The organism is Candidatus Pristimantibacillus lignocellulolyticus, assembly GCA_023639215.1.
GTDB classification, from domain to species: Bacteria; Bacillota; Bacilli; order Paenibacillales; family Paenibacillaceae; genus Pristimantibacillus; species Pristimantibacillus lignocellulolyticus.
Genome location: CP097899.1, coordinates 4,909,583 through 4,925,006, shown reverse-complemented (window position 1 = coordinate 4,925,006; position 15,424 = coordinate 4,909,583). Strand labels below are relative to the sequence as shown.

General features: G+C 37.6%; 13 protein-coding genes. 10 read left to right on the top strand and 3 right to left on the bottom strand.

The annotated features are described in order from the left end of the window. Window positions 1-57 precede the first annotated feature (57 nt). From NAG76_21455 to NAG76_21435, 5 genes are all read left to right on the top strand, one after another. Window positions 58-2,637, top strand: a complete 2,580-nt coding sequence (locus tag NAG76_21455; GenBank protein URN94357.1) for a DNA internalization-related competence protein ComEC/Rec2 — start codon at window positions 58-60, stop codon at window positions 2,635-2,637. A 166-nt stretch (window positions 2,638-2,803) separates the two neighbouring features. Next, window positions 2,804-3,352 (top strand): sigma-70 family RNA polymerase sigma factor, encoded by a 549-nt coding sequence (locus NAG76_21450; protein ID URN94356.1) that lies wholly within the window; start codon window positions 2,804-2,806, stop codon window positions 3,350-3,352. Continuing rightward, window positions 3,349-4,359 (top strand): zf-HC2 domain-containing protein, encoded by a 1,011-nt coding sequence (locus NAG76_21445; protein ID URN94355.1) that lies wholly within the window; start codon window positions 3,349-3,351, stop codon window positions 4,357-4,359. Before NAG76_21450 ends, NAG76_21445 begins: the two co-directional genes overlap by 4 nt. Window positions 4,360-4,627: 268 nt before the next feature. Beyond that, window positions 4,628-5,584, top strand: coding sequence for a YafY family transcriptional regulator (locus NAG76_21440; GenBank protein URN94354.1), 957 nt, complete (start codon window positions 4,628-4,630; stop codon window positions 5,582-5,584). Between the two features lie 52 nt (window positions 5,585-5,636). Next, window positions 5,637-6,173, top strand: a complete 537-nt coding sequence (locus NAG76_21435; protein ID URN94353.1) for a GyrI-like domain-containing protein — start codon at window positions 5,637-5,639, stop codon at window positions 6,171-6,173. A gap of 72 nt (window positions 6,174-6,245) precedes the next feature. On the opposite strand, the gene NAG76_21430 is transcribed toward NAG76_21435, so the two are convergent. Next, window positions 6,246-7,298 carry a TlpA family protein disulfide reductase gene (locus NAG76_21430; GenBank protein URN94352.1) on the bottom strand — a complete coding sequence of 351 codons (1,053 nt, stop codon included), beginning with the start codon at window positions 7,296-7,298 and terminating at the stop codon, window positions 6,246-6,248. 91 nt (window positions 7,299-7,389) lie between these two features. Continuing rightward, on the bottom strand, window positions 7,390-8,151 hold the full coding sequence (locus tag NAG76_21425) for an AAC(3) family N-acetyltransferase (protein ID URN94351.1): 762 nt from the start codon (window positions 8,149-8,151) through the stop codon (window positions 7,390-7,392). A gap of 218 nt (window positions 8,152-8,369) precedes the next feature. On the opposite strand from NAG76_21425, the gene holA reads away from it, so the two are divergent. After that, entirely contained in the window at window positions 8,370-9,416 is a 1,047-nt protein-coding gene (holA, locus tag NAG76_21420) for a DNA polymerase III subunit delta (protein ID URN94350.1), read from the top strand. A gap of 325 nt (window positions 9,417-9,741) precedes the next feature. On the opposite strand, the gene rpsT is transcribed toward holA, so the two are convergent. Then, window positions 9,742-10,014 (bottom strand): 30S ribosomal protein S20, encoded by a 273-nt coding sequence (rpsT, locus tag NAG76_21415; protein URN94349.1) that lies wholly within the window; start codon window positions 10,012-10,014, stop codon window positions 9,742-9,744. A gap of 189 nt (window positions 10,015-10,203) precedes the next feature. On the opposite strand from rpsT, the gene gpr reads away from it, so the two are divergent. From gpr to lepA, 4 genes are all read left to right on the top strand, one after another. Continuing rightward, window positions 10,204-11,208 (top strand): GPR endopeptidase, encoded by a 1,005-nt coding sequence (gene gpr / locus NAG76_21410; protein URN94348.1) that lies wholly within the window; start codon window positions 10,204-10,206, stop codon window positions 11,206-11,208. A gap of 253 nt (window positions 11,209-11,461) precedes the next feature. Continuing rightward, window positions 11,462-12,577, top strand: a complete 1,116-nt coding sequence (locus NAG76_21405; protein ID URN94347.1) for a stage II sporulation protein P — start codon at window positions 11,462-11,464, stop codon at window positions 12,575-12,577. 47 nt (window positions 12,578-12,624) lie between these two features. Then, entirely contained in the window at window positions 12,625-13,065 is a 441-nt protein-coding gene (locus NAG76_21400; protein URN94346.1) for a hypothetical protein, read from the top strand. A 392-nt stretch (window positions 13,066-13,457) separates the two neighbouring features. After that, window positions 13,458-15,275: a translation elongation factor 4 gene (lepA, locus tag NAG76_21395; protein URN94345.1), complete on the top strand. Its 1,818-nt coding sequence runs from the start codon at window positions 13,458-13,460 to the stop codon at window positions 15,273-15,275. The last annotated feature ends 149 nt before the right edge of the window (window positions 15,276-15,424 follow it).

The window sequence follows — 15,424 nt, the reverse complement described above, 5'->3', positions numbered from 1 at the left end:
AATGACTGCTCTTTTGAGTAGTCATTAGGTTCTTTTTTTGTTGGGAGGAAGGGACATATGATTAATAGACGACCAGTTATTGCGATAACAACTTGTTGGTTGCTTGGAAATATTATTATTAGTAATAACGACACTATAACTATTATTTTATGGATAGCAAGTTTACTTTTAATTGCAATAATTACAGTATTATTACGACGGTGCACAATAATTCTTGCCTTGATATTAGTAGGGTGCCTTATTGCTGGAGCGGGACAAAGATATATGGTAGATCTGCATAATAAGACGGCGTTAGTTGAAGAATGGGATAATAGTCTAATCGAAACATTCGAGACAAAAGTGATAGGAACGATTACTTCATTAGTTGAAATTGATGGGGATCGTGTATCTTTTGATATGGAAACATCTCAAATATTTCGGAACAATGGAGTAGTGGCACACGATATTTCAGAAAAATTTAAAGTATATATTACATTACAAGCAGAAGAAGAACTAGAAATCGCAAAACAATGGAAAAGAGGATTAAATATTCAACTAACAGGTGAAATTTCACGGCCTGCTATAAGAAATAATGATGGCGGCTTTGATTATAGACAATATCTCAAATACAGTCGTATACATTGGTTGCTCAAAAGTAAAGGGATCCATTCAATAAAACAACTTCCAGATGAGGAATCATTCTCGATAATTCGTTTTAAGGCAGTCATAGATGAATTACGAGTAAAAATAAGTGCACCGCTTGATCAGTTATTTTCAAAGGAACAAAGTGGATACTTAAAGGGATTAATTTTAGGAATTCGTGAAGAGCTGGACCCTGAACAATTTCGACAATTTTCCACTCTAGGATTAACTCATATATTAGCGATATCAGGATTACATGTTGCAGTGTTTATGTATATCGTTACAGTCCTTCTTAGAATTTTTCGCTTCAGTAAAGAACGAATAATTTATATTCTACTTGTATTAATCCCACTATATGTTGCTATAACTGGTGCATCACCATCAATATTAAGAGCTGGATTAATGGCGATGCTTGGACTTATTGCCGTGAGAATGAATATATTGAAAGATGGGCTTCATTTAATAGCTATCGTAGCTTTAACGCTAGTAATAATTAATCCATATATGATACATAATGTTAGTTTTCAATTATCTTTTATCGTTACTATTGGACTTATTATAGGTGTTCCAGCACTTAGCAAAGCGTTACCTCGAACGAAAAAGAGTAAGTGGTTGATGGATTCGTTAGCTGTAACTCTTGTTGCGCAATTTATTTCATTTCCACTTTCCATTTATTATTTTAATCAATTTCATCTACTTTCTTTCGTTGCTAATCTTATTCTAGTACCCTTTATTAGTTTTATTGTCATGCCATTAGCTAGTTTTGTTATGATAATTAGTCATGTCCATCTTGCAATTACCAAACCATTCGTGTTAATCGTCCAATGGTGCAATGAGGCTTCTTTTAATATTGTTGCATTGCTCAGTAAAGTGCATCAGTTTCATTTTATTTGGGCAACTCCGCCGATATGGTGGATTATTGGGTGGTATGTATTATTATTAGCATTTTTCGCAGAGTTGCAGACTCAGTATGCTAATTCTAGCGAAATGGTTATTGATAGGAATGAGAGTAATAAAGAAACAGTTCCGTTGCATGGCATTGAAGAACTCAACATATTGTACCCAAATCGCAAAGTTTCTTACTTCCGCAAGCACGGTAGATTATTCATGATAACAATTTTAACAGTAGGTTTTTTAATTTACGCGTATGAACCTTTACTATTCACTCGTTCTGCATATGTTAGCTTTTTAGATGTTGGACAAGGAGATGCTAGTTATATTCGAACGCCTTCAGGTAAACATATATTAATAGATGGAGGGGGAACGGTAAGTTTTGGGAAATCGAAGGAGCAATGGAAATTAAGACAAGATCCATTTGAAGTAGGCAAAGATGTTCTAGTTCCACTCTTGATGAAGCGAGGAGTACATCGATTAGATATTCTTATTATTTCTCATCTAGATTCTGATCACATTGGTGGTTTAATTGAAGTGATAAAAACGATACCAGTTGAAGAAGTATGGTGGAATGGTAGTTACAAAGATTCGGCAGATATTCAGCAATTATTTTCCATTATCCTCGAAAAGAATATTACATTACGAAGTCCGATTATAGGGGAGAAGATTGAGGTTGATGATGCAACTACATTTGAGATCCTGTGGCCCTTAGAAGTATTACCGACGGAAGTGGAAATGATCTCTGAGCAAAATGAACATAGTTTAGTTATGATACTGCATTTGTTTAAACACTCTTTTTTGTATACTGGAGACATTGGCGAGCGAGCTGAAGAAAATATTGTTAATCAGTTATATTCAAACAATGAAGTGATTAACCATATTTCAGTCATGAAGGTTGGACATCATGGAAGTCGATATTCGACGGGGTATTCATGGCTTTCCTATTTTGAACCGAAGACATCAATAATATCTGTAGGGCGCTATAATGTGTATGGTCATCCTCATCCATTAGTATTATCACGATTAGAACAATATAATTCTATAATTTTTCGTACAGATCAACTCGGAGAAGTGAAGCTTCGAGCTACAAATGACGATATCTATTTTATGAATTGGAAATAAGAAGTGTACGTGAGGGATATAATTTGATATGCTTTGAATGAAAGTTTCTGAGATAAAACTGAAAATGAACTGAAAATAATAAATTTAATTAATAAATTTGAAAATAGTTGCAACCTTCTTTTCTATTGTTCCGTCAATAAGGTTGCATGAGAGGGGGAGCTTTCGCGTGGTCGAGCCTTCACTGATTAAAGCTGCTCAATCCGGAGATCGAGAAGCGTTAATCGCTCTTTTGCGAGAGATCGAAAACCATGTGTATAGAACCGCATATTATATTTTGAACAACGAGCAAGATGCTCTTGATGCTTCACAAGAAGCGTTAATTCGCATATATACGAAAATTGAAACATACGAAGAAAAAGCTCAGTTCAAAACATGGGTTCAACGCATTGTTACAAATATTTGTATTGATAAGTTCCGAAAGACTAAGCCTACAATTTCTATCGACGAACATGAAATTGTTTTTCAGGATAAAAGTAGTGTTGAGCATGATGTAATGGCAGGTTTTGCAATTGAAGAAATTAAACAAGCAATTGATCAATTACCAGAGCATCATCGTACAGTAGTAATTTTAAGGTACTTACAAGATTTCTCGTATAATGAGATTGCTGTATCACTTGATTTACCATTGAACACAGTAAAGTCTTATTTATTCCGAGCAAGGCAACAGCTGCAACATCTACTACAAGATTATCAGAAAGGTGGTGTAAGAGGATGAATTGCACAGAGGTTGGTGAATTGATGCAACGAAATTTGGATTACGATTTGAGTGAGTCAGAATTAGCAACATTAATGACTCATTTAAGCGATTGTGCTCAGTGTACAGTTTTGTTCGAAAAATTAACGTTATTATCAGGAAGTTTAGAGCAATTGCCTCGTGTAACCCCTTCCATCAGCATTGTTGATGCTATATTGCCAGAACTTGAAAGAATCGATAATGAGAAACGTAATTCATTAATTATAGCTAAGCAAAGACGTAATAGATGGTTAACTACGGTTGGAAGTATTGCCACAGCGGCAGCGATAGTTGTACTGATGGTTAATTTGAATGGCATACCTGGTACTAGTAACTCTACGTCATCTGATCTTGCGATGAAAATTAATGCTAAAAATGACATTGGGCCCGAACCAGCTGCAGCTCAAATTTTTACAAATGAAGAGGAAACAGACATGGCTGCTGACTCACCAGGTAAGGTGAGAACGACCGATGAGATCGGACAATACAGTTCGTCTGTTGCTCCCAATATCAATGGTCAAAGTAGTGATCCTAGTGGTGGATTAGAAGAGTATTTAGAAGTAGGGAGTACCACGATAGCTCCGGCAATACCAAATATAAGAAAAGAGATTACTACGGAAAAACCAAAAGATTCTTCATCTAGTGCCTTTGTCCCTGAATTAACTGGTTCATTAACGGAAAATGTAGATAAATTAGGAGTTTTGAATGAGCTTGCTACTACAATCCAAGAGCAAACTGTAAATGATAGTGGGGCAAGTGTAGAACGATATCCAAGTAAGGATGAAAAGTTCTATTTACAGTTTGAAGAGCATACAATATCGGTGTATGAGACAAGTTCAAATCAAATAGTACAACAATGGGAAGTGCCAAAACAAGGTTTATTTGAATTTATCGAATGGGATAATGAAGGAACTTTCTTTACTTTTCAAATAACTGATGAAACGGGTATGATTACTAGTTATGCATGGAAATTAAATGCACAACAATAGTCACACAACAGAGTCAGAGTGCGTATACTACATTATGTCAAAGTCTACGACAGGTTCTACCGTCGTATGACCATTCTAAAGCTAGTACCATGGATCTAGCTAAGAATGTTAACATAATAACAAAGGGATGTTTTCATTATTATGAAACATCCCTTTGTTTTGTATGTCATTCCTTCTACAACTTTTTAACGATATTATTGTGAGGAAGAGTACAAGCGATGACAATTTTAATGAGCAAGTCTTAGCTATTAAGCACTGGAGTTGTCATATGAAAATAGATCGGTTGTTAGCAATTGTGATCATGCTTTTAAATCGCAATATGATACAGGCAAAGGAACTGGCTGATCGTTTTGAGGTTTCTGTTCGTACAATATACCGCGACATCGAATCGATTAATCAGGCAGGCATCCCAATTGTGACTTATCAAGGAATGAACGGGGGAATCGGACTCGCCGAGGGATACCGACTAGATCGCAATGTATTAACAAATGATGAGTTAGCTGCTATAATCACAGCGCTCCGAGGAATGTCCAATTCGTATATTAGTGAAAGTAATGAACATCTTATTGAGAAAATAAATAGTATAATCTCTCCCGCTCGAGCGGTAGAATTTCATTTGAAGGCGAATCATTTAGTTATTGACCTTTCTCCTTGGGGTGGATCAGGACGACTTCAATTTAAGTTGCAGCTAATCAAGCAAGCAATTGAGCAGCAGACTCGTATGAGATTTAACTATTCAAATGCCAATGGGGAGCTGACCACACGAATTGTTGAACCGTATACGCTCATCTTGAAGGGGAGGCATTGGTATCTTGAAGCCTTCTGCCTCAAACGAGCTGAATTCCGCTTGTTTAAGTTACTTCGAATGAAGGATCCCATTATAATAGAGGAAATCTTTATGAGAGACTCTCTGCTCTTACGAGAACGAAATATAGGTGAAGAGTGGGTTTCTCCGCAAAATTCAATCGAAATTATTCTTTGTTTTAAAAAGAATAAGCAGCATTTTGCGGAGGAATGGTTCAGCATTGAGGAAATTGACATTCAGGAAGATGGTAGCATCCTTGTTCGACAAATCTTCCCTGAAAATGAATGGTTGTATAATTTTATTATTAGCTTAGGTCCAGATGTCGAAGTACTTGATCCTCCGCATTTGCGTCAAATTATTGAAAGTAGAGCTAGAGAAATAGCAAATATATATGGATCGAAAAACAAACCTGACAGATAGTTGTCAGGTTTGTTTTATTATAATTGCAATATAACTAAGAAGGAGTGATAGAATGACTACTGAGATTCAATATGAAGATCATCAAAATCCAAAAACGAGCCAGCTTCAGCCTTTAAGAATAGAGGAAAAGGATAGCATGATTTTAGCAGGTATTAGCGTCATAACGACTAATACAGATGAAATTAGTGGCAAAGGGAAACTCGGGGCGTTATGGACAAAATTTTACTCGGATGATATAAGCTCACTTATATCGGAACAAGCAAATGATGGCACGATTTATGGTTGTTATACTGATTACGAAAATGGTGCTGAAGGACGGTATCGGTTACTCATTGGCAAAAGAATTCAGAATATAGAGGACAAGCCTGTCGGGATGGATTATGTCATCACTCCAGCAGCTAAATATGCTGTTTTTAAGACATCAACTGGACCGATTCAAGAGGTTGTTTTTCAAGCATGGAATGAAATATGGCAATGGTCGGAAGCTTCCAGTATGAAGCGGACCTACACCGGTGACTTCGAATATTATGATGAACGCTGCGTCGATCCAACTCATGCTCAGGTTGATATCTATATTGCAATTGAATAATATGAGAAGGAGTAATACTTGAAGAAGTGCTATCCTGTAAGGCAGTAGACCTTGCAGAATAGCACTTTAGTTTTAAATATCTTGGATAGCGTTCTTCATACTTTCGAAGCTAATAGCGCCTACTTGTTGTTTTCGAATAATTCCCGCTTCATCCAAAATAAATGTTGTAGGATAAGCGGCTACTTTATACTGCTTGCTGACCGATCCTATTTCATCCATAATAATAGGAAAACTTAGTAATCGCTCTTCCACATATTGCTCAACATCACCTGCATTACTTTCTTGACTCGTTACATTTACAGAAAGTATTGCAACATTTTCATTCTTATAATGCTCGTATAGCTTTTCTACATGTGGCATTTCTGCTTTACAAACACGACACCACGTAGTCCAGAAATTAATGATTACCTTTTGCCCTCGATAATCGGCCAAATTCACAGAATTTCCATGTAGGTCCATAAGTTGAAAGTTTGGAGCGCTCTGTCCATTACGAATACCAATGACTGCTTGGTTCTCCTCATCTACAAGTTGAGTGGAAGTTCTAGCTGAGAATATTCCTTCTTGTATCTGATCATGTACCATACTACCTATGAGACCAATGACAAAGGCAATTGATAGCAGTTGAACGGTATAACGAATGGTTACTTTTCGGGTTGGATTTTGTAATAAAAGTAGCACTACAAAAGAGAGCAGTAATGTTACATAATGAATGAGCTGAGTAGAGCTAGTTAATAAAATCTGTGCACCACTAAAGATCAATGTCCATCCCGAAAGCATGATTACTATGAAGGCAGCTGCCTCATAATTTCCTAGTTTACCTTTGTATCGATAGCTAATATAACTAATTGCAACTACAGTAGCAAGCCAGAAGCCTTTAGAACCCCCATCAAAGAAAAGAAGTGCTTGTGGATAACTAATGACGCTCATTGGATCGAAGAGAAGAAGGCTAGCCTTCCAGATGATCATCCATATGATTATGGTATTCCATGCATATGACAATAATTGTTCCTTATCTAATTGTCCTCTGCTCCTAAGTCGTACGGCAAGAACACCAGTTATTCCCGCAAGCAAGTATATAAGCAAGTCCATATTCAATACTAAAGGTCCAAGTTGAAGGTTTTGCATTTTAGATTATCCTTTCATAACCCTTGCTTTAGATTAATGATCTGCAAGGTGTAATGGTAAACAACAGTACTTCAATGTTATAGATTGCAAATTAAACTTGTAGAGGCTCGTTATCTGAAAATAAATCTGGGTTTTGTAGCAGCATAGCTGTCAGAATATCAGTTAATTTTACAGTGTCGCATACCCACGTAACGGCATCACCAAATGGTGCTTTGTAAATGGCACCTTGCTGCTCAAGAAGTTTTTCTACCTTCCAAAAATGCTCTGACCAAGATAAGCCATGGTGTCTACGAGACGGTACCTCTATTTCCGTTCCATCAGGTAGAATGGTATATAGCTTCTGATGATCATCTGTCAGTCTACCTGGTATGTCGATCCATTCCTCTATTCCGTGAATAAATGTATTTCTCCTTTGGTCAACACCTACTAAAAGTATCTGAGCTTTCCGATCTAACAGTTTCCCCCATACCGATTCACGATGACAAGGTGTATCGAACATCTCGGCACCTGCTATGAATGAAGCAGCATCTTGACCTAAAGCAGCGACAGAATGCGTCGGATGGAGTGAGCGTTGCACGCCTTCACGATTTCGAAACAGTTCAGGTAGAATACCTACACATACTGGAGAGGATTCTACATAGAACTTAGGGTTATCCGTTTTTATATATGACCAAGTGTGTGTCGGCAAAACTAATAGCCCTTCTTGCATATATTGTGATAGTGCATCCAAGACGGTATCTGCACCGCCTTCAACGTCACCGATGCTCTTCATCGAGGAGTGCATTAGAATAGTACCATATTTATTAATTGCTGCACTTTCAAGCTGTTTCATTAGACTCTGTTTAGTATGCAAATCAATTCCTCCAATGTATATAATGAATGGCTAACTTCCATTATACCTAATTGAACGGGAACAAACGACACTTAGCTTACTTAGTAGCTAAAAAGATGAAAATACTAATGTATAGAAATAGAACAATTATTGCACTTTTAGTAAGACAGTGTTACACTTTGTGTCGTTAAAACCAAACAACCTCTATAAGTAGATGAGATCATTCAGGTGGTGGTAAGATGGAAGCAAGAGATGTGATAAAAGATGTTCAAAATGGTTATTTCAAGCCATTTTATGTTGTATACGGAAAAGATCGTTATCGGATGGAACAATTTATAGATCTAGTTAAGAACAAAGTGTTTACTGATGAAGAACAAGGCATGGGGATAATTAAGTTTGATACGTCTGAGACACCATTGGAAGAAATTGTGCTTGAAGCGGAGTCACCTTCATTCTTTCTTGATAAAAAATTAATTATTGTCAGAGATAGTTCAATTATGTGTGCAGCTGCTAAAGAGAGTAACAAGGTAGAACATCTTACTGACTCCTTAATGAAGTATATGGAGTATCCACTTGAGAGTTCTATCATTATTTTTGCAGTGTATGCAGAAAAATTAGATGAACGTAAAAAGCTAGTTAAACAGATGAAAGAAAGACGTTGCGTTGTTCATTTTCCGGAGCTAGATCACAATCAATTGAAACAGTGGCTAACTAAACTAGCAAGCGATCAAGGAAGATCTTTGCAAGTTGAAGGTGCAGAGCTACTTATTAGTCGCGTTGGTGTATCTATGCAGCAACTTTCACAAGAACTGAACAAGCTTTGTTTGCATGTTGGTGATGGTGGGAAGATTACAGAGGAATTAGTTGCACAGTTGACTACAACTACTGTAGAAGAGGATGTCTTCGCACTAGTAGATGCTATCGTCAATATTAAGTTAACGACAGCACTTTCTATGTATCGTGAACTATTAGTTAGGAAAGAAGAGCCAATAAAACTAGTAGCACTTATCGCACGTCAATTGCGGATGATGCTACAGATTAAAGAACTCGAACAACATCACTACAGCCCTCAGCAAATGGCAGGTATTCTTGGTGCGCATCCTTATAGTGTGAAGCTTGCTGCAGAAAAAGCAAGACATTATGAAATCAAGCAATTAGCACTATTATTAAGTTCATTGGCTGATCTAGATTATGGTATGAAAACAGGTCAAATCGATAAAGCGCTGGGGTTAGAGTTGTATATACTGTCACTAGGAAGTACATATCGAATGCAATTCTCTCATTAAGGTAGTTCAAAAAGCGGGCTTTGATAACGGTGATTGGCTTCGTAACATAATCGACATCGAATATGAAGCGAACTTGGGAAGTCCGGGTCGCGTGTACCAATAACGTACACTGGCGCTTCCTCCTTCCTCAAGTAGCGCGTCATCTTCTCGGTTCTGAAAGCCCACTTTTTGAACCATTATTGGAAGCTTCGTGCTTTGATCGCTTGTGTACTCGCCCCGTACACATTGCTGGGTTTTGTTTTATAGTTTTGTGATAAACAACTAAAAATAAACATAAAAAAATCCTCTCCTTGAAAAAGGTGAGGATTTTATCGTTCATCGGCTATTATGCTTGAGCGCTAAGAGCGTTAAGTTTTTTAGCAAGACGAGATTTTTTACGAGCAGCAGCATTTTTATGAATTAGGCCTTTAGTTACAGCCTTGTCCAATTTTTTTGAAGCATTGATCAAAGCAGATTTAGCTACTTCAACATCAGTGCCTGCAATTGCTACATCAGCAACTTTAACTGCAGAACGAAGAGCAGAACGTTGAGAAGCGTTCAAAGCACGACGTTTTTCATTCGTTTTAACACGTTTGATAGCGGATTTAATGTTTGGCATGGAATTCACCTCCTAGACTAGTCAAGCGTTTCTTTCCAGAAACCTTATCAACACAACTTAAAATATATTATCATGATGCACATTAAAAAGCAATAGCAGAGCGGTTTTAATCAATAAAATCAATATTGCATGAAATGAATATATATCGCTAACAATATGGTTACAACGTGATGAGAAGGTGGGAAAATAATGACTTCAATTGATATGCAACAATATAATGTTCGAACTGATCTTGCCTTAGAAGCCGTTGAGATGGCAGTGGAACTAAGTGGGGGCACAATAGCAGGCGTTGCAATGGAAACTGCGGGTGATAATGGAATTAAGATTACTAGGCATCATGTCCAAGATCAAGCCGGTTCTAATGCTATAGGTAAAATGATTGGTCACTATGTCACTCTTGAAGTGCCTGAATTGCGTAATGGAGATACAAAGTTACAGGATAGAGTAGCAACAGCTATGGCTAAAGAATTTGAGCAATTTCTTGTTCGTTTAGAAATTCCCAAAGATGCAAAAATACTTATTGTAGGTTTAGGCAACTGGAATGTAACACCTGATGCACTTGGACCAATCGTTGTAGAAAATGTTATGGTGACAAGGCATTTCTTTGAGTTAATGCCTAATGATGTAGCACCTGGGTATCGACCAGTAAGTGCGGTTTCCCCTGGAGTGTTAGGCATTACTGGAATCGAGTCAAGTGAAATCGTGAAAGGTATTGTGGATCAATCTCAACCTGATCTAGTTATCGCAATCGATGCCCTTGCTTCTAAATCAATTGAACGTGTAAACACAACGATACAAATCGCAGATACTGGTATTCATCCTGGATCAGGTATCGGAAATAAACGCAAAGGTCTGACTTTCGAAAGTTTAGGCGTTAAAACGATTGCGATTGGAGTGCCAACGGTACTTTATGCAGCGACAATTGTGAACAATACGATTGATCTAATGCGCAATCACCTATCAAAAGAAGATGGGGATAATGATCGGATTTTTGGATTGTTGAACAAGATGAGCGAACAGGAACGTTTAACATTTGTAAAAGAAGTACTAGACCCAATTGGACATAATATGCTCGTGACACCGAAAGAAATTGATGAGTTTATAGAAGACATTGGTAATATTATTGCAAGTGGATTGAATGCTGCATTACATGAGGCCATTGATACAAGTAATGTAGCTGCCTACACGCATTAATGTAAAGGTAAAGTTGAAACTTAAACGGCGGATTTTGTAACGAAGTGAAATAATTATACATGTAAGCCACTAGAAGGTAGCACGAAGCTATTTTTCTAGTGGCTTTTTGATTTTACATGAGTTAATTGCGATTTGAATACCTGCCTACCGAACTTATAACTATAAAATAAAAAATTGTTCTACTATTCTTCGTATTTTCATAGAGTATTAATAGATTACTAGACAAGTGATAGAGAGAAAGGGGAGACCCACATTGGAAAGAAGAATGACAATTCCACACAATGAGCAAGATTGGAATGAATTGAATGAAATATGGAAGTATGCTAAACGTTTTACAATTATGGTACTGGTTACTATGGTTGCGGTTGTAGTTATAGGTGCGGGAGCGTTAATTCGAGTGAATTTAGCTGAAGCTAATGTGAAAACAGAATCAGGACTTAATCTTCAAGTGGATAATCAATATGTACAAGGAATACTAGCGGAGGAATTGCCCTTATATGCTTCATATCAATCTGATCAAACACTTTCATTGGGTCAACTCGGTCTATCGTTATTTAAGCAACTGTTAGATGGAAGCAAAAGTAGTGCAAATACAGTCGCTATTGATGATGGACTAGATCATCAGCAGATGAATGACTTACTAGATAAATGGAATACGCCGAAAAATGGTGAGGAATCTAATGAAATTGTACCTTTAGAACCAACGACAAAGCCGAATGATGTTGCTTCAGTAAAGGGTGACGATAGTATCGTATTTATCTATCATACTCATAATCGGGAGTCATGGAATAGTGAAATTCAAGAAGGCGAAAGCAATGCTAGCTCCAAAGAGAAAAATATAACTTTAGTCGGAGAGCGATTGGCACAACAACTTGAGAAACGGGGCATGGGGGCAATGGTGTCTACTACCGATTATCCAACCACTGTACCTAATTACGAATGGAATTATAGTTACAAGTATTCAAAAAAGACTGTAAAAGAAGCAATTGCTAGCAATGAAAATCTTAAGTTTTTCTTTGATCTACATCGTGATTCACAAGCGCGCAAATATACAACTGCAGAAATTGATGGAGTCAGTTACGCACAAGTATATTTCGTTATTGGACAACGAAATACGAATTGGAAAGAAAACGAAGCATTTGCTAAAAAGATAAATGAGAAGATAGAAGAGAATTATCCAGGTTTATCACGAGGTATATTAGGGAAAACTGCTACTACTGGTAATGCAGAGTACAATCAATCTCTAGCAGAGCAAAATGTACTGATTGAGATTGGTGGAGTAGAGAATACATTAGAAGAATCATACCGTACAGCGGATGTGCTTGCCGAAATTATTTCTGAAATATATGAAGAAAGTAAACAACAATAGAAACGCAATAAATTGTTAAATTGAAAATGAAAGGAAGAGTGAACGAAATGTTTCGAGGTAAAGCTTGGAAGTGGTTATTAGTAGGAAGCGCGATGACGATCATTGTACTTTATATGTTGGAGATGACTACAACTGGCATCGAGAGAGTATATGGACCGTTGTCCCCACAACAATCTGTTGCACTACAACCAAATGACGCATATCAAGCGCCTAATACAACCAATTCATCCTCAGAAACAGTAACGATAGATCCTTCACTTTCGCCACTTGAACAAGAGATTGTGGCACTTGAACAAGAGGTTGCTCGCTTGAAGAAGCAGACTTTGGAGAATGAAAAGACAAATTTACAATCTCAATTACTACTTAATGAAGCTGCAGAGCAACCTGCTGTTAATCGACTCGCAGATACAACTTCTGGTGTGTTGCAAAATGCTTCTAGTTCGGGGATGCAGTATATCGCTCAGCTATTCAGTAAAGTCATAAATTAATAGGGGAAGTTCAAAACAATCACTTGTGATCACGATGTAACGCGCTGTAGCATAGTCGACATCGAATATGGCTCCCATCGAAAGCCTGCGTGTGCTCACGTACTAAATAACGTACGCTGTGCTACTCGTTTTCGCTGTGAGTCATCTTCTTGGAGCTGACAAGTAAATGTTTTGAACTTTTATTAGAAGGTAGTTCAAAACAATCACTTGTGATCACGATGTAACGCCGCTGTAGCATAGTCGACAGATGTTAAATAAATCATATTTTTGTTCAAGCGATGCTCTATTTGAGTATCGCTTGAAAAGTTTTCAACCTTGTCCATTGCTGTACCCAACTCTTACTGTTATAATAGGTTGATTGATTTCATTCAAGGATTGTGTGGGGGTTTGGCATGACCGACGTTCGTGAAAGACAGAAGAAAATTAGAAATTTTTCTATTATTGCTCATATTGACCATGGTAAGTCAACATTAGCAGACCGCTTATTAGAAGTAACGGGCTCGTTAACTTCCCGTGAAATGCAAGCTCAGTTTCTAGATAATATGGATCTTGAGCGTGAGCGCGGAATAACAATTAAATTGCAATCCGTTCGATTATCGTATCGTGCAAAAGATGGAGAAGACTACATTCTTAATCTCATTGATACGCCAGGGCATGTCGATTTTACATATGAGGTTTCACGTAGCTTAGCTGCTTGTGAAGGGGCATTGTTAGTCGTGGATGCGGCGCAAGGGATTGAAGCACAAACTTTGGCGAATGTGTATTTGGCACTAGATAATAATCTTGAGATTCTTCCGGTTATTAACAAAATTGATTTGCCAAGTGCAGAGCCTGAGCGTGTTAGGCAAGAAGTAGAGGATGTTATCGGAATTGATGCTAGTGAGGCTGTACTCGCTTCAGCAAAAGCAGGTATCGGAATTGTTGAGATACTTGAACAAGTTGTTGAAAAAGTACCAGCACCTACAGGCGATCCTGACCAACCGTTAAAAGCATTAATCTTTGACTCGCATTATGATGCATACAAAGGTGTTATCGTATATGTTCGAGTCATGGATGGTAGCATTAAAGCAGGTCAGAAAATCAGATTTATGGCAACTAAAGCGGAATTTGAAGTTATCGAAGTTGGAGTATTTGCTCCTAAAGCTACAGTAATTGATGAATTACGTGTCGGTGATGTAGGATTTGTTGTAGCAGGTATTAAAAATGTGAAGGATACTCGTGTCGGTGATACGATTACTGACGCAATTAAACCTGCACCTGAGGCATTGCCTGGTTACCGCCGTATTAATCCGATGGTATACTGCGGTCTATATCCGATTGATTCAACAGATTATAATGATCTTCGTGATGCGCTTGAGAAGCTTGAACTTAACGATGCATCATTACGTTACGAACCAGAATCTTCAACAGCACTTGGATTTGGATTCCGTTGTGGTTTCCTTGGTCTATTGCATATGGAAATCATTCAGGAACGTATTGAGCGTGAGTTCAATATTCCGTTAATTACAACAGCACCAAGCGTTATTTACCAAATCACTTTAACGAATGGTGAGAAGTTCAATATCGACAATCCTTCTAACTATCCAGAAGTGGGAAAATTAGATTATGTTGAAGAGCCTTATGTTAAAGCGAGTATCATTGTTCCAAATGATTATGTTGGAACAGTTATGGAGCTTTGTCAAAACAAACGTGGTGAGTTTGTTAATATGGAATATTTGGATGAAAACCGAGTAACGATCATTTACGAAATGCCGCTAGCTGAAATAGTATATGATTTCTTTGATCAATTGAAGTCAGGTACAAAAGGCTACGCTTCATTCGACTATGAGCTTACTGGCTATCGTCGTTCTAATCTAGTGAAGATGGATATTATGTTGAATGGAGAACAAGTCGATGCGTTATCTGTCATCGTTCACCGTGATCGTGCATTCCATCGTGGTCGTATCATTTGTGGAAAACTAAAAGGTCTTATTCCTAGACAAATGTTTGAAGTGCCGATTCAAGCTTCGATTGGAACGAAAATTATCGCTCGTGAAACAGTAAAAGCGATGCGTAAAAACGTTCTTGCAAAATGTTACGGTGGTGACATTAGCCGTAAACGTAAATTGCTTGAGAAGCAAAAAGAAGGTAAGAAACGTATGAAGCAAGTAGGTAGCGTTGAAGTGCCTCAAGAAGCTTTCATGGCGGTTCTGAAGATCGACGAAGATTAATGGAATAACATACACTTCATTAAACAGATGAAGTAGCTATTTAGGGTTGCCCAATCGTCGTTTCGAGGAGCGATAATGGGCAACCCTTTTTTTATATGATGGCAACGCAAAGTTTTAGACGATGCTTACGAAGCTACTTTTCATTCGCT

Excerpts from the sequence above, each read along its gene's own strand:
- NAG76_21455 (URN94357.1), top strand. The coding sequence starts at position 58 with ATGATTAATAGACGACCAGTTATTGCGATAACAACTTGTTGGTTGCTT.
- NAG76_21445 (URN94355.1), top strand. The coding sequence starts at position 3,349 with ATGAATTGCACAGAGGTTGGTGAATTGATGCAACGAAATTTGGATTAC.
- NAG76_21440 (URN94354.1), top strand. The coding sequence starts at position 4,628 with ATGAAAATAGATCGGTTGTTAGCAATTGTGATCATGCTTTTAAATCGC.
- NAG76_21435 (URN94353.1), top strand. The coding sequence starts at position 5,637 with ATGACTACTGAGATTCAATATGAAGATCATCAAAATCCAAAAACGAGC.
- NAG76_21430 (URN94352.1), bottom strand. The coding sequence starts at position 7,298 with ATGCAAAACCTTCAACTTGGACCTTTAGTATTGAATATGGACTTGCTT.
- holA (URN94350.1), top strand. The coding sequence starts at position 8,370 with ATGGAAGCAAGAGATGTGATAAAAGATGTTCAAAATGGTTATTTCAAG.
- rpsT (URN94349.1), bottom strand. The coding sequence starts at position 10,014 with ATGCCAAACATTAAATCCGCTATCAAACGTGTTAAAACGAATGAAAAA.
- gpr (URN94348.1), top strand. The coding sequence starts at position 10,204 with ATGACTTCAATTGATATGCAACAATATAATGTTCGAACTGATCTTGCC.
- NAG76_21400 (URN94346.1), top strand. The coding sequence starts at position 12,625 with ATGTTTCGAGGTAAAGCTTGGAAGTGGTTATTAGTAGGAAGCGCGATG.
- lepA (URN94345.1), top strand. The coding sequence starts at position 13,458 with ATGACCGACGTTCGTGAAAGACAGAAGAAAATTAGAAATTTTTCTATT.